Origin of the sequence: Enterobacter sp. MGH119 (assembly GCF_001037675.1) — a bacterium.
Classification (GTDB): Bacteria; Pseudomonadota; Gammaproteobacteria; order Enterobacterales; family Enterobacteriaceae; genus Enterobacter; species Enterobacter hormaechei_C.
On sequence record NZ_KQ089935.1, the window covers coordinates 83,500 to 103,895 of the forward strand.

Genomic DNA, 20,396 nt, shown 5'->3' on the forward strand with positions numbered 1-20,396 from the left:
CAGTCATTACTTTAAGGCCAGTTCACCTGCGAGTCTGGCCTTATGAAACGTTACTCTACCGCTCTGTTATTGGGTCTGCTGACTTTAACCAGCCAACTGGCGCATGCCGATGTGATTGATGATGCTATTGGCAATATTCAGCAGGCGATCAACGATGCCTACAACCCCAGCAGCAGCCGTAATGACGATGACGACGATCGTTACGACCGCAGCCGTCAAATCGACAGCCGACAGTACGACGATCGTCGTCGACAGTTAGAAGATCGACGCCGCCGTTTAGACGAGCGTCAGCGTCAGTTGGACGACGACAGGCGTCGGTTAGAAGAGGACGAGCGCAGGTTGGAAGACGATTACGATCGCGGCTAAGTGCGGCCTGTTGCCCTCACCCCAACCCTCTCCCACGGGAGAGGGAGAAAACCTAATCCAGCACCATCACCATCCCGTCATACCCCGCTTCAATGCCGGACGGCAGCGGGTTATCCATCATCCACACGTCAAACTGATGGCTGATATGCGTCAGGATCACCTGCGGACAGCCAATCACCTCGTTCAGCGCAATCACCGTATTCAAATCACAATGGTTGCGCGGCGTCTCCGGGCGCGGTTCATGGCTACAGTCGATAATCATCGCCTGCGGCTGATTGTTTAGCAGAAACGTCACCGTTTTATCCGGCAGTCCGGCGGTATCAGAAAGCCACGCCACGCGGCTGTGGGCGGACTCCAGCAGATAGCCAAACGTGAGTTTTGAATGGTTGAGCGGCAGCGGCGTGACCCGCAAGCCCTGAAGTTCAAACGTCACAAATGGCTCCACCGTGTGGCTGAAATCCAGGATGCCCGGATGTTTGAACAGATCGTTACAGCCTGCCTCGTCTGGCGGACCGTAGACGGGAATGGTGGCGCCTACGCCCCAGCGCAGAGGGAAAAGCCCCTGAACGTGATCCATATGATAATGGGTAAGCAAAAACTGCTGGAAGCTGCCCGCAGGCCAGTCGTCCATCAGGTGTGGAATACCCGCGTCCAGCAAGGTGACCGCATCGTTGAATTTCACCGCCGCGCTACAGGGGCGACGGCGATAATTTTCCTGTAAACGCGCCCGTCGGCACGCCGCGCAGTCGCAGCCAAACACCGGCACCAGCTGCGCCCCTCCGGTTCCTGTCAGCGTGATCGTCAGACTCATAACGCACCTCTACAGCGGTTTGGTGAAGCGGAAATGGCTTTGCGTATACCCTTCACGAACATAAAAACGGTGCGCGTCCACGCGCTTCACGCTGGTGGAAAGCTCGGTCAGCTCGGCGCCTGCCTGCCGTGCGACGTCCTCTGCCCAGGCCAGCAGCTGGCTGCCCACTTTTAATCCGCGCGCCTGCGGCATCACCACCAGTTCCTGGATCTCGCCGATCCAGCGCGCGTGGTGCAGGTGAAACTGCAGATGCAGGCCGATCATCCCGATGATCTGCCCGTCCAGCTCGGCCAGCTGGTAGCGCATATTGTGATCCCGCAAGTTGGCCAGATACCCGGCGTGAAACGCCTGATGATCGAACTCGGCCTGCTTAAGTTCGCAGATCAGCGCGTAAACGATCGGCGCATCGTCGGCGGTGGCGGGGCGAAGCTGGCAGTCAGGCATGCTGTTTCTCCTTCTGGCGAATAAGCGATAGAAAGGTCTCGACTGACTGTAGCAAACTTCCGTCGTTATTGAGGAGATGGCAACCCGACGGGGTGTAACGCGCCGCCCGTTCCAGCCGCTGGTCGATCTCGCGCGCGTTTTCGCGCCCCCGCTTTTGCAGCCGGCTACGCAGAACGTCCGGGGAAACCTGCAAACAGACCGGGAGCAACGCCGCTTCGTACCGGGCGCGAGCCTGCGGGAGATGCGCCCGCGAGCCGTTGACCAGCACGTCAAAGCCCGCGTGCAGCCAGAGGTCGATCTCGATGCCGACGCCATAGTAGTAACCGTTGGCATGCCAGCTCAGCGCCAGCAGGTTTTGCCCGGCGCGGGTAAAAAACTCCTGCTCGCTCAGGGCGATATGGTTTTCACTCCCGGCGTTTGCCGCGCGGGTAATGTAGCGGTGCGCTACCAGCAGCTGTGAATGTTCCCGCTGCCGTAACGCCGACAGCAGGCTGTCCTTCCCGGAGCCGGACGGGCCCATTAACCAGATGAGTCTTCCCATCAGAACACCCTTTTTCCCTGACGCCAGACGTGGTCGATATGAACGTGCTCGCCCTTGCGGTGCGCCAGCACCAGGTCTGCCCGTTTGCCTTCGGCAATCTCACCGCGATCGTGAAGGTTGAGCGCGCTGGCCGGGTTTTTTGTCACCAGGCGAATCGCCTGTGGCAGCGTGAAGCTGTTGCCCTCGTCGTCCGCCACCCGGAACGCCGCGTCCAGCAGGCTGGCGGGGTAATAGTCAGAGGAGAGGATATCCAGCAGGCCGAGCGAGGCGAGCTTGCTTGCCGCCACGTTGCCGGAGTGCGACCCGCCGCGTACGATGTTCGGCGCGCCCATCAGGACGTTCATGCCATGCTTACGCGATGCTTCTGCCGCCTCGAACGTGGTGGGAAATTCGGCGATCACGCTCCCAAGCTGGTGGGATTCGCGCACGTGATCGTGCGTGGCGTCATCATGGCTGGCCAGGGCAATATTACGGTCCCGGCACATAGCGGCAATGGAGAGGCGATTCGGCTGCGACCACTGGGCCGCCAGCGCCAGCTGCTCTTCTTCGTAGCGCGCCATCTCCGCGTCGCTGAGAGAATATTTGCCCTGATAGTATTCGCGATACTTTTCAATGTTGGCGAACTGGCGCTGTCCCGGCGAGTGATCCATCAGGGAAACCAGCGAGACCGGCTCGCGGCCCACCAGCTTCTCAAACAGCGGCAGGGTGGTGTGGTGCGGCAGCTCGCAGCGCAGGTGCAGGCGGTGCTCGGCGCGGTTGAGGCCGCGCTTTTGCGTCTCCTCCACGGCGTTGATCATCTTCTCCAGGTTCTCCAGGCGATCGCCGCCGTCGCGCACGTCGCCGATCGCCACCGCGTCCAGCACCGTGGTGATGCCGCTGGCGACCATCAGCGCGTCGTGGCTGCTCATCGCTGAATGCGCAGGCCAGTCCACCTTCGGGCGCGGGGTGAAGAATTTATCGAGATTATCGGTATGCAGCTCAATCAGCCCCGGTAGCAGCCAGCCGCCTTCGCCGTCCATCGCGTCCGGTGAGCGGCTCTGGGTTTCGGCAAAGGCGCGGATGACACCGTCCCGCACCTCAACCGAGCCGTTCACGACCTCATTTTCCAGCACCAGCCTGACATTATTGATAATCATACGTTTGTCCCCATCGGGTGCAGTCTGTCCGCCACGCGATGGCGTACGGCGTCGTCGTGGAAGATCCCGACGATCGCCGCGCCGCGCGCTTTGGCCTGTTCGATCAGTTCTATCACCGCTGCGCTGTTTTTACTGTCGAGCGAGGCGGTGGGTTCATCCAGGAGTAAAATCGGGTAATCGACGATAAAGCCACGGGCGATGTTGACGCGCTGCTGCTCGCCGCCGGAAAAGGTCGACGGGGCGAGGTGCCACAGACGCTCCGGTACGTTGAGACGCGTCAGCAGGCTGGCGGCTTTAGCGGCGCAGGTTTCGCGCGGCACGCCGAGATCCAGCAGAGGCTGCATGACCACGTCCAGGGCGGAGATCCGCGGGATCACCCGCAGGAACTGGCTGACCCAGCCGATCGTCGAGCGGCGTACTTCCAGCACTTTGCGCGCGGGAGCCTGGACCAGATCAACCCATTCATTGTTATGGCGGATATGGATATGGCCTTCGTCCGGCAGATAATTGGCGTACAGGGAGCGCAGCAGGGTGGATTTTCCGCTGCCGGAATGGCCATGCAGCACCACGCATTCGCCGTTGCTGACCTCTAATGAGGCATTTTGCAGTACCGGCAGGCGGACACCGTTTTGCTGGTGGAGCACAAAGGTTTTACTGACATTTTCAACGTGGATCATGTTGGCCTCTTAATTCTGTAATACCGAGGACACCAGCAGTTGGGTGTACGGATGATGGGGATCGTCGAGCACGCGGTCGGTCAGCCCACTTTCCACCACCTGACCCTGCTTCATCACCAGCAAGCGGTCCGCCAGCAGGCGTGCAACGCCTAAATCGTGGGTGACAATCACTACCGCCAGGTTCAGCTCCACCACCAGGCCGCGCAGCAGATCCAGCAGGCGCGCCTGCACGGAGACGTCCAGCCCACCGGTCGGTTCATCCATAAACACCAGCTTCGGATGGGTGACGAGATTGCGGGCAATCTGTAAACGCTGCTGCATGCCGCCGGAGAAGGTGGTCGGCAGGTCGTCGATGCGCGAGGCGGGAATTTCAACCTCTTCCAGCCAGTGCTGCGCCGTGGCGCGGATGTTGCCGTAGTGGCGCGCGCCGGTGGCCATCAGCCGTTCGCCGATGTTGCCCCCCGCCGAGACCTGGCGGCGCAGGCCATCCATCGGGTGCTGGTGCACCACGCCCCACTCGGTGCGCAGCAGGCGGCGGCGCTCGGCTTCGCTCATGCCATACAGCGACACGCCCTCATACAAAATGTCGCCATTCTGCGGCGTCAGGCGCGCGGAGATGGACTTCAGCAGGGTGGTTTTACCGGAGCCGGACTCGCCGACAATGCCCAGCACTTCGCCCGGCCACAGCTCAAACGACACGTCGCTAAAGCCTTTGCCCGGTGCATAAAGGTGAGTCAGGTTATTAACCGAAAGCAGCGGTTTCATTGGCTGTTCGCCTCGCTCTGTTGGCGGCAGTAATCGGTGTCGGAGCAGACAAACATCCGTTTGCCCGTGTCGTCCAGCACCACTTCATCCAGATAGCTATGCTTCGAGCCGCAGATGGCGCACGGCTCGTCCCACTCCTGCACCGTAAACGGGTGATCGTCAAAATCCAGGCTCTCCACACGGGTGTACGGCGGTACGGCGTAGATGCGTTTTTCCCGTCCGGCACCAAAAAGTTGCAGGGCGGGCATCATGTCCATCTTCGGGTTATCGAATTTCGGGATCGGCGACGGGTCCATCACGTAGCGGCCGTTCACCTTCACCGGATAGGCGTAGGTGGTGGCGATATGGCCGAAGCGGGCGATGTCCTCATACAGTTTGACCTGCATGATCCCGTACTCTTCCAGGGCGTGCATGGTGCGGGTTTCGGTTTCCCGCGGCTCGATAAAACGCAGTGGCTCCGGGATCGGCACCTGGAAAATCAAAATCTGATCTTCAGTCAGCGGGGTCTCCGGAATGCGGTGACGGGTCTGGATCAGCGTCGCGTCTTCGGTTTTTTCAGTGGTGTTGACGCCCGTTACGCGCTTAAAGAAGTTGCGGATCGACACGGCGTTGGTGGTGTCGTCTGCCCCCTGGTCGATGACCTTCAGCACGTCCGCTTCGCCGATCACGCTGGCGGTGATCTGAATACCGCCGGTGCCCCAGCCGTAGGGCATCGGCATTTCGCGGCCGCCGAACGGCACCTGGTAGCCGGGGATCGCCACAGCCTTAAGGATGGCGCGGCGGATCATGCGTTTAGTTTGCTCGTCCAGATAGGCAAAGTTGTAGCCGCTTAAGTTAGCCATTGGCGCGCTCCCGTTGCAGGCGTTTCAGCAGTTCCAGTTCGGCCTGGAAATCGACGTAGTGCGGCAGCTTGAGGTGCGAGACAAAGCCGGCGGCCTCAACGTTATCCGCGTGGGCCAGCACGAACTCTTCGTCCTGTGCCGGGCCTGCAATATGCTCGCCGTAGTCCGGCGCCTGGAGCGCACGGTCAACCAGCGCCATCGCCATCGCCTTGCGCTCGCTCAGGCCATACACCAGCCCGTAGCCGCGGGTAAAATGCGGATCTTCATTCTCTGGCGCGACAAAACCGTTGACCATTTCGCACTCGGTCATCAGCAGTTCGCCGATGTTCACCGCAAAACCCAGCTCTTCCGGCACAATTTCGACATCGAGATAACCGCTGCGGATCTCTGCCGCGAACGGGTGGTTGCGCCCGTAGCCGCGCTGCGTGGAGTAGGCCAGCGCCAGCAGATACCCTTCATCGCCGCGCATCAGCTGTTGCAGGCGGGACGAGCGCGAACAGGGATAGACCGGCGGCGTGCGAGTGATGTCATCCGGTGTGCTGCCGGTGTCTTCTTCCGCCTTCGCCAGCCCCTGGTTTGCCAGCAGGCTAAAGACGTGCGGGGAGGCGTCTTGTTCAGCGTCAGAGACGCTGAGCTGCGGTGTTTCACCGTTCGCCAGTAGAGTGAAGTCCAGCAGGCGATGGGTGTAGTCGTAGGTCGGACCAAGCAGCTGGCCGCCAGGAATATCTTTGTACACCGCAGAAATACGGCGCTCTAAACGCATTTCCGCCGTTTTCACCGGCTCGCTTACCACCAGCTTCGCAAGCGTAGTGCGGTAAGCGCGCAGCAGGAAAATGGCTTCCACGTTATCGCCGCTGGCCTGTTTCAGCGCCAGCGCCGCCAGCTCGCGGTCTGCGATGCCGCCTTCGGTCATCACGCGGTCGACGGCCAGGTTTAACTGCTGTTCAATCTGGGCGACGCTCAGCTCGGGTAAGGCGTCATCCCCCCGGCGTCTGTGCTCCTGCAAGGCATGGGCGGCGGCGATCGCCTTCTCGCCCCCTTTGACGGCAACGTACATCAGCACACCTCCACGTGAGTGGTTCTCGGGATCGCCAGCAGGCGCTCGCCGCAGGTCAGGATCAGGTCGATACCGAGCGGAAACGGATGCGGGCGCTCGGTCAGCTCATGAATGATGCACTCCGGCAGCTGGGGGGCGACCATCCGCTCGTCGGCGATCCCTGCCCCCGTCAGGCGTAGCATGCGGCCACCGCTCAGGCTGGAGACCTGCAAAATCAGCGTAGCGCTGGTTTCCGGTGCGACGGCGCTGCCTTCGCTCAGGGCATTAAGTTGTTCATGGCTGATTTGCTCGTCGGCCACGGCGAAGACCGCCTGCTGGGGCTGATCGACCAGCTGCGCGTTGGTGTGAAAGCGCAGGTTCTGGCTGGCGATATCGTTCAGCAATGCCCCTGACAGCCATACCGGGGTGTCGTTGTCCGCCAGCGTCAGCAGCACGCTGGTAGAGGCGAGGTTCAGCGGCAGCCAGCCCTGGGAGAGCTGGTGCAGCGAGACAATGACGCCCGGCTCGCTCATGGCTTTCAGCAGTCGACGGAAACTCTGTTGGGCATCCTGGACGGCCAGGGTAAAAGCAGGTTGAAGCGTCATGCGTTGTCTCCGCGAACGAGCGTAAAGAAGTCGACCCGGCTGGTATTTACTTCGGCCTGACGCGCGGCAAGGCGTGCGGCGCGGTCAGCTTCCAGCGGGGCAATAAGGGTTTCCATTAACGTCTGAAAATGCGGCTGTTCCTGTAAAAGCGCGTCGATCGCTGCGCAGCGCTCGGCGTGCGTTTTGTCGCGCCCAAGTACGTAGCCGTAGCCCAGAGTGCCGCTTTTCAGGCGGATCACCGCGCGGGTGAGGGTGGCATCGCCGGCGAAGAAGCGCTCGCCGGTGCCGCCCATGCGTGCCTGGATCTGCACCAGGCCGATCTCCGGCGCGCGGATCGTGTCGTAATCCGGCGTCAGGCCGAGCGCGTTCATGCGGGCAGCCAGCGCAGCAGGCTGGCTGTGGGCCAGCACGCGCATCCAGCGCTGACGAGTGGAGGTGTCGAAGTGCATTCAGTGCTCCATGGTAAATTCAATCATGTCGGCGCGGGTCAGGCTGACGGAGTATTCCGTTGCGTTGACGTCGCCGTCACGGTGGTTGAGAGTGCGCACGCAGAGCAGCGGGGCCATGTTGGGGATCTCCAGCACCTTGCTCTCTTTCGCCTGCGCGCGGCGGGCGCTGATGCGCGTCTGGGTGCGTTTGAGTACGATACCCGTCGCGTCCTGAAGAAAATCATGCAGGGAACCGCTGGCGAAATGTTGCAGAACGGGCCAGAGGGTGAGGTCCGCGAAGTAGTGGTCGATCTGACAGACCGCCACGCCGTTCACCCGGCGCAACGTGCGCAGGTGAACGACGTTGTCGCCCTCCTGAATCCCCAGCGCGTCCGCCACGTGGCGGGAGGCCGGGCGCAGGACAGACAGCAGCTTTTCGCTGGTGGGGTGGCTGCCCTGATCGAGAAGGTTCTGGCTAAAACGCGCCTGGGCATTAAGCGGGTAGTCAAACGGACGCATCAGCACCAGCACGCCGACGCCCTGACGACGCTGGACCCAGCCGCGCTCCACCAGTTGATCGATGGCACGACGCAGGGTGTGACGATTCACTTCGTAGCGGTCGGCAAGCTGCTGCTCGGCAGGCAGGTAGTCTCCGCAGCGATAGTGCGTGCGCAGCTCCACTTCGAGCTTTGCCGCAATCTCTTGCCAGCGGGTGGGGTAACTGGTCGGATGTCTGGATAAGTGCATACCAATCAAAGCCTCGCTTCTCAGATGAAGTGCTTACGCAAACGTTGAGAGAGGAAATCCAGCAGGCTGACGGTGACGATGATTAGCACCATCAGGGCGCAGGTTTGCTGGAACTGGAAACCACGAATCGCTTCCCACAGGGTGACGCCAATGCCGCCTGCGCCCACCATGCCGACTACGGTGGCGGAGCGAACGTTGGACTCGAAGCGGTACAGGGAATAGGAGATGAGCAACGGCATCACCTGCGGCAGGACGCCGTACAGGATCTCTTCGATTTTGTTCGCTCCGGTTGCCCGGATGCCTTCCACCGGGCCGGGCTCGATGGCTTCAACCGCTTCGGAGAGCAGCTTGGAGAGCACGCCGGTGGTGTGGATGAACAGCGCCATCACGCCCGCGAACGGACCCAGGCCGACGGCGACCACGAATAGCATCGCAAAGACCATTTCGTTGATGGCGCGACAGGCGTCCATCAGGCGGCGCATCGGCTGGTAAACCCACCATGGCACGATGTTTTCGGCGCTCATCAGGCCAAACGGAATGGAGAGGATCACGGCGAGGGCGGTGCCCCAGACGGCAATTTGCAGGGTGATCGCCATTTCACCGAGGTAGTCCTGCCACTGGCTGAAGTCCGGTGGGAAAAAGTCGGCGGCGAAGGTCGCCATGTTGCCTGAGTCCCTGAAGAGCAGCAGCGGATCCATCTCCGCGCCCTTCCAGGAGATAACGAGCACCGCCAGCAGAACAGCCCAGCTTATGAGCGAGAACCAGCTGCGTTTTGGCGGCGGGAGGGTGATGGTTTGCATGTTGGCTCCTTTGGGTTTAGTCCCCTCTCCCTTGAGGGAGAGGGAGAAAGGCGTTACTGCACCGCTTTATTCACGCTGGTCATGGCGCCGAGCGCGGCGGTCAGGCGGTCAAGATCGTCCAGCTGCGCCTGAATTTCCGACACTTTGCTGGTTTTCTCTTCGTCCTTCAGGCCTTTGTTGTCCTTCACGCCCTGCATCTGCTTGAACAGCGCCAGCTGGCGAATCGGCACCAGCTGCAAATCGCTGGACGCGCGGAACGGTGCCCAGCCCAGACGTGCCAGAACCGCTTTCTCTTCCGGCGTTTTGCCGTAGTTCATAAAGAAGTCGTAGACCTTGTCCTTGGTATTCTCGGAGAGGTTTTTGCGCCACACGATCGGGTCGCCCGGGATCAGCGGTGATTTCCAGATAACCTTGATTTCCTTCAGCTTTTCCGGCGCGGAGGTCTTCAGCTTGTCGAGGTTTTCAGTGTTGTTGGTAGCAACGTCAACCTGCTTATTCGCCACGGCCAGGGCATTGGTTTCGTGGCTGGCGCTAACCGTGCGCTTAAAGTCGCTGGCGGAGACGTTGTTTTTCGCGAAGACGTAGTAGCCAGGGACGAGGAAGCCGGAGGTAGAGTTCGGGTCGCCGTTACCAAAGGTCAGCTCTTTGCGTTTGGCGAGCATGTCGTTGAGGTTGTTGATCGGGCTGTCTTTGTTAACGATCAGCACGCTCCAGTAGCCCGGAGAGCCGTCTGCCGCAACGGTCTGGGCGAACACCTGGCCGTTCGCGCGATCTACCGCTTCCATAGCAGAGAGGTTGCCATACCAGGCGATGTCGACTTTGTTGAAGCGCATTCCCTGAATGATGCCCGCGTAATCCGGGGCGAAGAACGCGTTCACTTTGATCCCCAGTTTGGTTTCCATATCTTTCAGGAACGGTTCCCACTGGGGTTTCAGGTTCTGCTGTGATTCTGTCGAAATGATGCCAAAGTTCAGTGCTTTTTCCTGCTCCTCGGCGTGGGCCGGGCTTAACAGGGTGCTGATGCTGAACATGCTGGTGAAGGCCAGCGCGGCAACCGTTTTATAGCTCATTTCCATTCCTCGTTATGGGTCGTTATGCAGCCTGCGCGCGCTCTTCGACGCGGTTTACGCTGCGGTAGAGATGGTCAAAACGTTCGTTATCAAACTGGTGGCTTGCGCCATCAAAGAACACATGTCCCTGACGCAGGGCGACGATGCGCTCGCAGTAGCGCAGGGCGTAATCCACCTGATGCAGCGTCACCACCACGGTGATGCCGTCGTTCTGATTGATGTCGCGCAGGGTTTCCATCACGATGCGGGCGGACTCCGGATCCAGCGAGGCGATAGGTTCATCGGCCAGGATAATTTTGGCTTTCTGCATCAGGGCGCGGGCAATGGCGACGCGCTGCTGCTGTCCGCCGGAGAGCGTGGAGACGCGCTGGTGGGCGAAATGCGCCATGCCGACGCGGGTCAGCGCCTGTAAGGCTTCTTGCTTCTGGGATAGGGAGAACCAGCGCAGGCAGGTGCGCCAGAACGGGGTGCTGCCGAGCGCGCCAATCAGCACGTTCTCGAGCACGGTCAGGCGGTTCACCAGGTTGAACTGCTGAAAGATATAGCCCGTCTGAGCGCGGCTTTTGCGAATATCGCTCGCCAGACGCCCCGCATGTTGCACGGTGTTCCCCAGCAGTTCGACGCGGCTTTCCGGCGTTTTGTCACAGGTAATCAGGCCGCTCAAGTGACGAAGAAGGGTGGATTTACCTGAACCAGACGGCCCCAACAGCGCCACCATTTCGCCCTGCTGGACGGTCAGATCAACGGCATGCAGCGCCTTGTTGTGATGGAAGGTTTTGCTCAGTTTCTCGACGCGAATGACAGTTTGCATGTGCCCGGCCTCACGATAAATGTGGCCTCATGCTGGCGCATCAATATGACATTCAGGTTAAGTGTTGGTTGCGGGAGTTTGAAGAGTTGAGGGGAGTTTGATGACAATCACCCTAGGCCCGGCCAGCGCAGCGCGACCGGGCGCTGTTGCCGGATGCGCTGCGCTTATGCGGCCTATGATTTAACGACGTTAATCATCCACGGCACGCCGTATTTATCGGTGACTTTCCCGAATCCGTGCGCCCAGAAAGTCTCCTGCCAGGCCATTTCGACATTGCCGCCATCAGAGAGGTTGTCGAACCAGCGTTTGCCTTCATCCACGTCCTGCGTGTCGAGCACCAGCGTAAATCCGGCGTACTGCGTGCTGCTACCGGGTGGCAGACCATCGCTCATCATGATATCGCTGCCGGCAATGCGGACATTAGAGTGGGCGATGGCGGTATCCGGGAAGTTCATGCCTGACGGACAGCCTTCTTCGCTGTTTTCGTCTTTGGGCATTTCGCCGAAGGTGATTTTGTAGAGGAGTTCTGCGCCGACGGCCTGCTGATAGAAGGCCGTCGCCTCCGCACAGTTGCCGGCGAAAGAGATGTAGGGACTTAACGGCATAATCTTTACCTCACGTAAGAAAAGCCCGTTAAGTGTAGTTCCCGAACGCCCGGTAAGCGAAGCGTCACCGGGCGGGACAATCAGTTCTTTTTCACGAACTCAGATTTCAGTTTCATCGGACCGAAGCCGTCAATTTTGCAGTCAATATTATGATCGCCTTCAACCAGACGGATATTTTTAACTTTAGTGCCGATCTTCAGCATGGAGGAGCTGCCTTTTACCTTAAGATCTTTCACAACGGTAACGCTGTCGCCGTCTGCCAGCAGGTTGCCATTCGCGTCTTTCACGATCAGCGCATCGCTGTCCTGCGCAGGCTCCGCATCGTTCCATTCATGGGCGCATTCCGGGCAAACGAACATGCCATTGTCTTCATAGGTGTATTCAGAATTGCATTTCGGGCAGTGTGGAAGTTGCATGTGGGTATCCTCAAAAGTGTTAACACGCTGGAAAACGCCAGCTAAATGACGGCAGTGTGCCGAAAAAGGCAGCGAGTATAACGCAAATCCCCACTTTTGTCGGTGATATTGTTTTATAAAAATAGCGCATAAATGCGCAAGCGATGACACGAACTGTCAGTGAATTAAGGGAAGCGTATGCCCTGAACGGCAGAGATCGTAATCATGCTAAATGTATCGAATATTTTATTACAGCAAATTGCTACGCTGTGCCATTTCGGATAAGGTGAAGGAACAAGCCGTTATTTATCTACCCTCCTCTGACGACATACATCTTTTGGCGTCAGGGAATACCTCTCTTTTTTGGTGGGTAAATAACGATGATATATCCTGATGTTTCCTGAAAATGCGTTTTGTCTATTCACTTTTGGCTTTCTGGCCAGGGGATGTTTTACACGTATTACGAGGGTGGGTTTTAAATTCTCATTATCTTCAGTTAGTTGTATTAAATGAACATGTTTTCCATACGTGATCATATAAGCCTGAAAAGTATAATTAAAACATCGTGGCTTAATAAAAGTAATAAATTTGCGTTAAGGGAAGGCTTTTATCATGCACACACAGACCATATTTGAATTAAGCCAGGAAGCTGAACGTTTGTTACAGCTCGCTCTGAACAATCTTGATTCATTAAAATCTATGCCGATTGCAAAACTGGATAGCACAACCGCTGCCATGAGCGGCGTTAATAACAACGTTTTGCCATTGCATTTTAGCGCACGAGGTGTCGACGCTCAGCAGGCGATGCTGAATAATGAATTACGCAAAATAACCCGCCTCGAAATGGTACTGGCGATTGTGGGTACCATGAAAGCGGGAAAATCGACCACCATTAATGCGATTGTGGGCACGGAAGTGCTGCCGAACCGCAATCGTCCGATGACGGCGCTTCCCACGCTGATCCGCCATACGCCGGGCCAGAAGGAGCCGGTGCTGCATTTTTTGCACGTTTCGCCCATCGATACCCTGATTACCCAGTTGCAGAAAAAACTGTGCGATAAAGATCGCGGCAAGCTGGCGCGGCGTCTGGAAATCGACAAGGACATGAATACGCTGCTGGAGCGCATAGAAAGAGGTGAGGCGTTTGAAAAACATCACCTGGGCGCGGAGCCCATCTTTCATTGTCTGAAAAGCCTGAACGATCTGGTGCGGCTTTCTCAGGCGCTGGGCGTGGAGTTTCCGTTCTCTGAGTATGCCGCGATTGAACATATTCCGGTGATTGAGGTGGAGTTTGTGCATCTCGCCGGTCTGGATGCGCACCTGGGACAACTGACGCTGCTCGACACGCCGGGGCCGAACGAGGCCGGTCAGCCGCACCTGCAAAAAATGCTCAATGAGCAGTTGGCGCGCGCCTCCGCCGTTCTGGCGGTGATGGACTACACCCAGCTTAAATCCATTTCTGATGCTGAGGTTCGTCAGGCAATTTCGGCTGCCGGGAAATCCGTGCCGCTTTACGCCCTGGTCAACAAATTCGATCAGAAAGATCGTAACAGCGACGATGAAGAGCAAGTGCGGGCGATGATTTCCGGCACGCTGATGAAAGGGAATATTTCTCCGGGGCAAATTTATCCGGTCTCTTCCATGTGGGCCTATCTGGCAAACCGCGCCCGCTATGAGATGAACGTCCATGGGCGCCTTCCCGATCATCAGGATCAGCGTTGGGTACAGGATTTTGCCGAGGCCGCGCTGGGCCGCCGCTGGCGAACGGCCGACCTGGACGATATTGACCATATTCGCCATGCGGCGGATCTGCTGTGGGAGGATTCGCTGTTCGAACAGCCCATCCGCAAACTGATTTACGCGGCTTACGCCAACGCCTCACTGTTCGCTTTACGGTCGGCATCGCATAAGCTGCTGAACTATGCGCAAAATGCCAGAGAATACCTGGACTTTCGCCATCAGGGACTGACGGTCGCTTTTGATGAGCTGGAGCTGAATATTGCGCGCCTGGAAGAAGATATGACGATGCTGCGTCAGCGGCAGAGCGTGGTGAGCGATGAGGTCCAGCATGAAGTTGAAGAGGCGCTCAACGCAACGGATGCTTTTCTGCTTCGCCAGAAAGATGAACTTCACCAGGCGCTGGGCGACATTTTTAGCCGCCCGTCTATTCTTGACTTAGCAGGCCGCGAGCCATCCAGTTTGCGTGAAGACGACGCGGATGCGATCCAGCAGCTGGTGCTTGACGATGAAGGGCAGGCGCAGATTGTCCTGAGCAAGATCCGATCGTCATGCGAGCAGATTATGCTGAATGCGCAGAGCAGAATTGGCCGGGAGCTGGCGTTACGCTTCGATCAGCTGGAGTCTACGCTCGCCCGATCGTTGAATGAGGCGATGCGACCCATCGAGACGCGAATTAAGGAACAGCTCAGTCATGCCGGATTTCGGGCGCGGATTAGCTTCCCGGCGTTTCAGGCAAACCAGCTTAATTTCAATACGCGCGGGTTATTTAATGATGCCATTGTGCAGGACACCCCTCCCGCCAGTCAGCCAGCAGGGGCAGGCAGCGTACGTAATACCGTCTCGCGCTGGCTCAATAATCCCGGCTGGGGCTGGGAGGAGTATGTCGTGACGCGCACACGCTATGTCATCGATATCGCTCAGCTTCATGGCAAATTTACGCAACATACCGATCAGTTTTGCGATCAAATTCGTAAAGCTTTGGCCGCGCAGGTCGATGTCTCTGTTACGGCAGGTATGGCAACGTTCTTTGCAGAGTTTTCGTTGTGCCTGACCGGGTTACAGGAAAGCTTGCGTGATAGCCTTGCCGTTCGGCAGCAGAATGAGCATTCAACCCGGGCGCTTAGCCAGTTGTTGAAGCAAAGTATGACCACTGCGGCGTGGATTCAGGAAGATACCCGCCTGTTACGCGATGATATTCAAACCTTATTCGCGGCAGAGCAACCATGACAACACAGCTACTGGACGGTCCCGGGCGGACGCTGGAGTGTATTCATCCAAAATTTATGGTCGATTTGGTCCAGGGGGCGGATGCTGCACGTCACGCTCTCCTGGGGCCACAGCAACTACAATTTCGTGAGCGTTTGACGCAGGAGATCATTACGCAGACCCGGCTGCGGCCGTGGGCAATGGCGGGAATGCTCAACGAAAATGCAGCACTGCGGCTGGGTCTGGCGGAGAAACTTGCCGGTATGCTCGACCCCGGACACCTTGCGCTGACCCGTATGTCCGACAGGCTGGTAGCCCTGCGCCAGCAGGTGAATCCACGCCTCCCTCAACCTCCCGGATTGTTGCAACAGTACGAGGAGCTCTCCGCACATTTCAACCAGCGTGCCGCCTATAAAGAGAAAGCGCTCGCGCAGCGCGGCCTTACGGTTCAGGCGGGTGAGCACAGCGAGCAAATTTTTACCCGCTGGCGAGCCGGGCAGTATGACGGCTGGTCGCTGGCTGGCCGCTGCTTTATCGTGCTGGAAGAGTTGCGCTGGGGGGCGTTTGGCGATGCCTGTCGTCTGGCGAATAGTGATGTGGCGGCCATGCTGAAAGATAACCTGCGCAGCATGGCCGCAAATTATCTGGCACAGGAGATTAATGCTTCTCCCACCACCCGGCATTTTTACCATCAGTGGCTGACGACGCCCGCTTCTCCCGGTCTGATTGATTATAAAGATATGCTGGGCTGGCTGGGGGACTGGTGTCAGGCGGATAAACATCCGGTGAGCTGGTCAGTGACGCAGAGCTGGCAAACGGTCGCGCTGGGAATGCCAAGACTCTGTTCGGCAAAACGGCTGGTGGATGGCATGGTGGAAGAGATATTTGGTACGTGATTGCCCCCCTCTTTTTAAAGAGGGGGGCGAAAGGGTTAGTGGTGCATTTCTACCGCTTCATGTTCTGTCCGGGACTCAGGCACATGCCCAAAGCGTCTGGCGTACAGTGCCGTGATGATAGGGACCAGAATTGCCGTCACAATCACGCTGGCGGCAACCAGAGCCGTGGCGGAAGCGGCTACGGGTTCAAAGGCCGGGTTAATCTGGGCGATAATCACCGGGTTGGCTACCGCAGCGCCTGCGGCCGAAGAGGCGGCCACACCCGCGGTTCCGTTGCCGCCCCCGATGACGCGGTCTGCAATAATCAGCGGAATACCCGTGATGACGATGACGGCAACACCCAGCACAATACCCAGCAGGCCGGTTTCCAGAATTACGTTCAGGTTGATGGTATTGCCCAACGCGAAGCCGAAGAACGGGATCAGTACCGGGGTGGCTTTGCTGAAGAAATCGCGCAGATCGTGATCGAGGTTACCCAGCGCAAAACCAATCAGGAACGGCAGGATCGCCCCGACAAAATGGTGTAGTTCAAAGGAGGCAAGGCCAGCAGAACCCAGAATCAACATCGTCATCAGTGGACCCGACTCCAGGGACATCAGCACGAACGCGCCCGATTCTTCTTTGGTGCCATATTGATTCATCAGGCTGGCATAGAGACCGCCGTTGGTCATATCCATTGCTGAGACAATGGCCAGAACGGATAATCCGGCGAAGAAGCCAGTCTGAATTCCATTCTCCGGAATGAACATCGCACAGATCATGGCAACAACCCAGGCGACCGCAATTTTAGTAATGACCAACGTCCCTGATTTACGTAATACCGTACCTGTTGCACGCAAGTTAATAGATGCGCCGATGCAAAAGAACCAGACTGCCAGAATCGGTACCGTTCCGGTGATCATACCTTTTGTAAAACCGCCAAAATAAGCACCGGTATTCGGGGCCAGCGTATTTAATATCGCGCCAAGTACCAGCGGGACCAGCATCATCCCGCCCGGGATGCGTTCTATAGTTGCTTTAATCTTCATCATTAACCCTCACATCTCGCCCGCGTGGCTGGCGGAAATCTCAAAAATAGATCAACAAATTCAAATGATTGCCTTTTTGGAGGCCAATCGATTCGTTACTTATGCTGTAAAGTGAAATTAAGGCGTTCAGTATTCCTTCATTTGAAAGCCGCTGAGATATCGTGTTCGGATTTATCATGCGATCTTTGGAATTGTGATTCAATCAAAACGAAACACTGTTTTAGTTATCTCTGTCACATATTGAATGGAAACAGGATTGCCCACGATTAATAATTAAATTTTGTGTAAATTCGCTGTGAAGAAATGTGATTGTATTTTGTTTGGGAATGAATAATAACGGGCGTTAAGATCTGTTTGATAAGGGGGTTGAGAATGACCTTACTTATCGTGAATTGACAAAAGCTGAAGGCATCTTACGAACAGGAAAAATATATGTGAAGTTGATCACATATATAAACGCTGGTAGGGTAAAAAGGTCTTTAACTGCCCAGACAGGCGTCAACAGGTTCGGTTGTATTGAGGTAAAACGTCAATGTAAGTAAACCTGCTACGCTTGAATAAGGAGATTCGCATGGAGCGGATCTCTGGTTCACAGCTTGCAAAATGCGCTGTGAAACGGACGGGGCTGAGTCTACGAGGAAAGCTATGCTTAGAAGGAAAAAAGTAAAACCCATCACGCTGCGCGATGTCACCATTATTGATGACGCGAAACTGCGCAAAGCGATTACAGCGGCCTCGCTCGGTAATGCGATGGAGTGGTTCGATTTTGGTGTTTACGGCTTTGTGGCCTATGCACTTGGTAAAGTGTTCTTCCCCGGTGCCGATCCCAGCTTGCAGATGATTGCCGCGCTGGGTACGTTCTCCGTTCCCTTCCTGATTCGCCCTCTTGGTGGGCTTTTCTTCGGCATGCTGGGTGATAAATATGGTCGCCAGAAAATCCTGGCTATTACCATTGTCATCATGTCGATAAGTACATTCTGTATCGGCCTTATTCCGTCGTATGCGACTATTGGTATATGGGCGCCGATTCTGCTGTTGATCTGTAAGATGGCGCAGGGCTTCTCCGTTGGCGGCGAATATACCGGTGCATCGATTTTTGTCGCCGAATATTCTCCGGACCGTAAACGCGGCTTTATGGGCAGCTGGCTGGACTTTGGTTCGATTGCCGGATTCGTCATGGGCGCGGGGGTTGTCGTTCTGATCTCAACCGTAGTGGGTGAAGAGAACTTCCTTGACTGGGGCTGGCGTATTCCGTTCTTCCTGGCGCTGCCGCTGGGCATCATTGGGCTTTACCTGCGTCACGCCCTGGAAGAGACGCCTGCGTTCCAGCAGCACGTTGAAAAGCTGGAGCAGGGTGACCGTGAAGGGTTACAGGATGGCCCGAAAGTGTCGTTCAAGGAGATTGCGACCAAACACTGGCGCAGCCTGCTGACCTGTATTGGTCTGGTGATTTCCACCAACGTCACCTATTACATGCTGCTGACCTACATGCCGAGCTACCTGTCGCATAACCTGCACTACTCGGAAGACCACGGTGTGCTGATTATTATCGCCATCATGGTAGGTATGCTGTTTGTGCAGCCGATTATGGGTCTGTTGAGCGACCGCTTTGGCCGTAAGCCATTCATTATTCTCGGCAGCGTCGCCTTGTTCGCACTGGCAATTCCGGCCTTTATTCTGATTAACAGCAATGTGCTGGGGCTGATTTTCGCCGGTCTGCTGATGCTGGCAGTGATCCTTAACTGCTTCATCGGGGTGATGGCTTCTACGCTGCCGGCAATGTTCCCGACGCATATTCGCTACAGTGCGCTGGCGGCAGCCTTTAATATCTCCGTTCTGATTGCGGGCCTGACGCCGACACTTGCTGCTTCACTGGTGGAGAGCACGCAAAACCTGATGATGCCTGCTTACTATCTGATGGTCATTGCGGTGGTCGGCCTGATAACCGGTATTACCATGAAGGAGACGGCGAATCGTCCCCTGAAAGGGGCAACGCCTGCGGCGTCTGATATTCAGGAAGCGAAAGAGATCCTGCGTGAGCACTACGATAATGTAGAGCAGAAGATTGAAGATATTGACGCAGAGATCGAGGCGCTCCAGAAAAAACGTTCTCGCCTGGTTGACCAGCATCCGAGAATTAACGAGTGATAAAAAAACCCGCCGCTGGCGGGTTTTCTTTTATTAGCATCCTGCGGCGATGTAGTCGCCGCCAGCGCTGACGGGGATCACCGTCAGGAACAGGACCGTCGCGAACAGTATCAGAACAACCCCTCCGGCAATTTTGACCATCGGCATTATCCAGTCCAGGGACGTGCCGCCACCAAACCAGGCTACTGTGCGTTCACGTGCGTAACGTACTGCCAGCGACAGCCCCATAATCGACAGCGCCGTGCCCAGCGACATTGTCATCACAGCAGCAATCCCCCAGCTAATAATGCCGAGCGCATTCGAGAACATCAGGATCATAATTGCCCCGCTGCACGGGCGTGCGCCTATGGCCAGCACCACGCCCAGACGGGTTTTCCAGCCGCTTTTAGCCAGATCCACCCCTACGCCGTGATGGCCGCAGCCACAATGTTCATTATGCTGGTGAAGCGGCTTGATGGCGCTAATCGCCATTTTGCGCGGACGCAGGCTGCTGAGCGCCTGATAAATGATAAATGCACCGAAGGCGGCAATCACTAGGGCGCTGATTTTCTCGACGTACCAACGGCTGGTGCTGATATCCCCTGACGCGAAGTTCAATCCAACCGCCAGGATAAAGACAAAGGCGATTGCGCTGACGCCCTGCATCAGGCTACCGATAAACGGTACGACGCGCGCCGCGAGCTGGCTCTCTTTATTGGTGGTGAGATACGTGGTGACGATGAATTTGCCGTGTCCCGGTCCAACGGCATGGAGTACACCATAAAGAAACGCACCGGTTAACAACCACAGCCCACCGCTGTACTGATGATTATTAAGTTGCAGCAAATACATCACCAGATAACGGTGCAGGGTGATCTGGGTGGCGAGGCACCACTGAATAAAAGCATTCCAGTGCTCATGCAGTGCAAAACCTGCCATAAGTAACACCAGCACGGCGAGCCCGGCGGTTGGGAGACGCCAGTCACGTTGAAGTCGTTGTGTCGTCATGAGGTTGACCCGCGAGAGAAATATTTGCCGCTAGTATAGTGTTAAAATCGCTGGATCACATCGGGATCGTCAATGGATTGTGGATAAGTCTGTGCGTAAAAAGGTATAAGGCGGGGTTTTGCTGGGGAATACAGCAGTCAGTCATTTTTTTGCAACTTTTCTGTTGCGGTCGCTCGGGAACTCCCTATAATGCGCCTCCATCGACACGGCGGATGTGAATCACTTCACAAACAACCCGGTCGGCTGAAGAGAAAAAATCCTGAAAATCAGGGTTGACTCTGAAAGAGGAAAGCGTAATATACGCCACCTCGC

22 protein-coding genes are annotated in these 20,396 nt (G+C 56.9%); 4 read left to right on the forward strand and 18 right to left on the reverse strand.

What is annotated here, in order from left to right; all coding sequences use genetic code 11:
• The first annotated feature begins 42 nt into the window (after positions 1-42).
• Positions 43-366: a DDRRRQL repeat protein YjdP gene (gene yjdP / locus SK53_RS21095; RefSeq protein ID WP_003860236.1), complete on the forward strand. Its 324-nt coding sequence runs from the start codon at positions 43-45 to the stop codon at positions 364-366.
• Positions 367-418: 52 nt separating this feature from the next.
• Here yjdP and phnP read toward each other — a convergent pair whose 3' ends face one another.
• The 16 genes from phnP to SK53_RS21175 form a co-directional block, all read right to left on the reverse strand.
• Complete coding sequence (gene phnP, locus SK53_RS21100; protein ID WP_003860235.1) at positions 419-1,177, reverse strand: phosphonate metabolism protein PhnP; 759 nt, start codon at positions 1,175-1,177, stop codon at positions 419-421.
• A 9-nt stretch (positions 1,178-1,186) separates the two neighbouring features.
• The gene (phnO, locus tag SK53_RS21105) at positions 1,187-1,621 is read right to left on the reverse strand and encodes an aminoalkylphosphonate N-acetyltransferase (RefSeq protein WP_003860233.1); all 435 of its coding nucleotides are present in this window, start codon (positions 1,619-1,621) and stop codon (positions 1,187-1,189) included.
• Positions 1,614-2,165 carry a ribose 1,5-bisphosphokinase gene (gene phnN, locus SK53_RS21110; RefSeq protein ID WP_086531977.1) on the reverse strand — a complete coding sequence of 184 codons (552 nt, stop codon included), beginning with the start codon at positions 2,163-2,165 and terminating at the stop codon, positions 1,614-1,616. Before phnN ends, phnO begins: the two co-directional genes overlap by 8 nt.
• Positions 2,162-3,298, reverse strand: coding sequence for an alpha-D-ribose 1-methylphosphonate 5-triphosphate diphosphatase (gene phnM / locus SK53_RS21115; protein WP_003860229.1), 1,137 nt, complete (start codon positions 3,296-3,298; stop codon positions 2,162-2,164). The genes phnN and phnM overlap by 4 nt, the downstream gene beginning before the upstream one ends.
• Positions 3,295-3,975, reverse strand: coding sequence for a phosphonate C-P lyase system protein PhnL (gene phnL / locus SK53_RS21120; protein ID WP_003860227.1), 681 nt, complete (start codon positions 3,973-3,975; stop codon positions 3,295-3,297). The genes phnM and phnL overlap by 4 nt, the downstream gene beginning before the upstream one ends.
• Before the next feature lie 9 nt (positions 3,976-3,984).
• Positions 3,985-4,740 carry a phosphonate C-P lyase system protein PhnK gene (gene phnK / locus SK53_RS21125; RefSeq protein WP_003860225.1) on the reverse strand — a complete coding sequence of 252 codons (756 nt, stop codon included), beginning with the start codon at positions 4,738-4,740 and terminating at the stop codon, positions 3,985-3,987.
• Positions 4,737-5,582, reverse strand: coding sequence for an alpha-D-ribose 1-methylphosphonate 5-phosphate C-P-lyase PhnJ (gene phnJ / locus SK53_RS21130; RefSeq protein WP_006810438.1), 846 nt, complete (start codon positions 5,580-5,582; stop codon positions 4,737-4,739). Before phnJ ends, phnK begins: the two co-directional genes overlap by 4 nt.
• Entirely contained in the window at positions 5,575-6,639 is a 1,065-nt protein-coding gene (locus SK53_RS21135) for a carbon-phosphorus lyase complex subunit (RefSeq protein ID WP_045894777.1), read from the reverse strand. Before SK53_RS21135 ends, phnJ begins: the two co-directional genes overlap by 8 nt.
• Entirely contained in the window at positions 6,639-7,223 is a 585-nt protein-coding gene (gene phnH / locus SK53_RS21140) for a phosphonate C-P lyase system protein PhnH (protein WP_048209965.1), read from the reverse strand. Before phnH ends, SK53_RS21135 begins: the two co-directional genes overlap by 1 nt.
• A complete protein-coding gene (gene phnG / locus SK53_RS21145; protein ID WP_003860217.1) occupies positions 7,220-7,672 on the reverse strand; it encodes a phosphonate C-P lyase system protein PhnG in 453 nt (150 codons plus the stop codon). The genes phnH and phnG overlap by 4 nt, the downstream gene beginning before the upstream one ends.
• Positions 7,673-8,398 carry a phosphonate metabolism transcriptional regulator PhnF gene (gene phnF / locus SK53_RS21150; RefSeq protein ID WP_003860215.1) on the reverse strand — a complete coding sequence of 242 codons (726 nt, stop codon included), beginning with the start codon at positions 8,396-8,398 and terminating at the stop codon, positions 7,673-7,675. It abuts the gene before it with no gap.
• A 20-nt stretch (positions 8,399-8,418) separates the two neighbouring features.
• The gene (phnE, locus tag SK53_RS21155; RefSeq protein ID WP_023302942.1) at positions 8,419-9,198 is read right to left on the reverse strand and encodes a phosphonate ABC transporter, permease protein PhnE; all 780 of its coding nucleotides are present in this window, start codon (positions 9,196-9,198) and stop codon (positions 8,419-8,421) included.
• Positions 9,199-9,251: 53 nt separating this feature from the next.
• Positions 9,252-10,268 (reverse strand): phosphonate ABC transporter substrate-binding protein, encoded by a 1,017-nt coding sequence (gene phnD, locus SK53_RS21160; protein ID WP_048209966.1) that lies wholly within the window; start codon positions 10,266-10,268, stop codon positions 9,252-9,254.
• Positions 10,269-10,290: 22 nt separating this feature from the next.
• Positions 10,291-11,079: a phosphonate ABC transporter ATP-binding protein gene (gene phnC, locus SK53_RS21165; protein ID WP_032608263.1), complete on the reverse strand. Its 789-nt coding sequence runs from the start codon at positions 11,077-11,079 to the stop codon at positions 10,291-10,293.
• A gap of 173 nt (positions 11,080-11,252) precedes the next feature.
• Positions 11,253-11,684, reverse strand: coding sequence for a VOC family metalloprotein YjdN (gene yjdN, locus SK53_RS21170; protein WP_003860208.1), 432 nt, complete (start codon positions 11,682-11,684; stop codon positions 11,253-11,255).
• An 80-nt stretch (positions 11,685-11,764) separates the two neighbouring features.
• A complete protein-coding gene (locus tag SK53_RS21175) occupies positions 11,765-12,100 on the reverse strand; it encodes a zinc ribbon domain-containing protein YjdM (RefSeq protein ID WP_003860206.1) in 336 nt (111 codons plus the stop codon).
• A 591-nt stretch (positions 12,101-12,691) separates the two neighbouring features.
• Here SK53_RS21175 and crfC point away from each other — a divergent pair.
• Both crfC and SK53_RS21185 read left to right on the forward strand, forming a co-directional pair.
• Entirely contained in the window at positions 12,692-15,046 is a 2,355-nt protein-coding gene (crfC, locus tag SK53_RS21180) for a clamp-binding protein CrfC (protein ID WP_032608264.1), read from the forward strand.
• Positions 15,043-15,921, forward strand: coding sequence for a diguanylate cyclase regulator RdcB family protein (locus SK53_RS21185; protein ID WP_048209967.1), 879 nt, complete (start codon positions 15,043-15,045; stop codon positions 15,919-15,921). Before crfC ends, SK53_RS21185 begins: the two co-directional genes overlap by 4 nt.
• Before the next feature lie 35 nt (positions 15,922-15,956).
• Here the strand turns inward: SK53_RS21185 and kdgT are convergent, their stop codons facing one another.
• Positions 15,957-16,949 carry a 2-keto-3-deoxygluconate transporter gene (gene kdgT / locus SK53_RS21190; protein WP_003860201.1) on the reverse strand — a complete coding sequence of 331 codons (993 nt, stop codon included), beginning with the start codon at positions 16,947-16,949 and terminating at the stop codon, positions 15,957-15,959.
• A 645-nt stretch (positions 16,950-17,594) separates the two neighbouring features.
• On the opposite strand from kdgT, the gene proP reads away from it, so the two are divergent.
• The gene (proP, locus tag SK53_RS21195) at positions 17,595-19,097 is read left to right on the forward strand and encodes a glycine betaine/L-proline transporter ProP (RefSeq protein WP_003860199.1); all 1,503 of its coding nucleotides are present in this window, start codon (positions 17,595-17,597) and stop codon (positions 19,095-19,097) included.
• Between the two features lie 33 nt (positions 19,098-19,130).
• On the opposite strand, the gene SK53_RS21200 is transcribed toward proP, so the two are convergent.
• Positions 19,131-20,084 (reverse strand): nickel/cobalt transporter, encoded by a 954-nt coding sequence (locus tag SK53_RS21200; RefSeq protein WP_048209968.1) that lies wholly within the window; start codon positions 20,082-20,084, stop codon positions 19,131-19,133.
• Positions 20,085-20,396 lie beyond the last annotated feature (312 nt).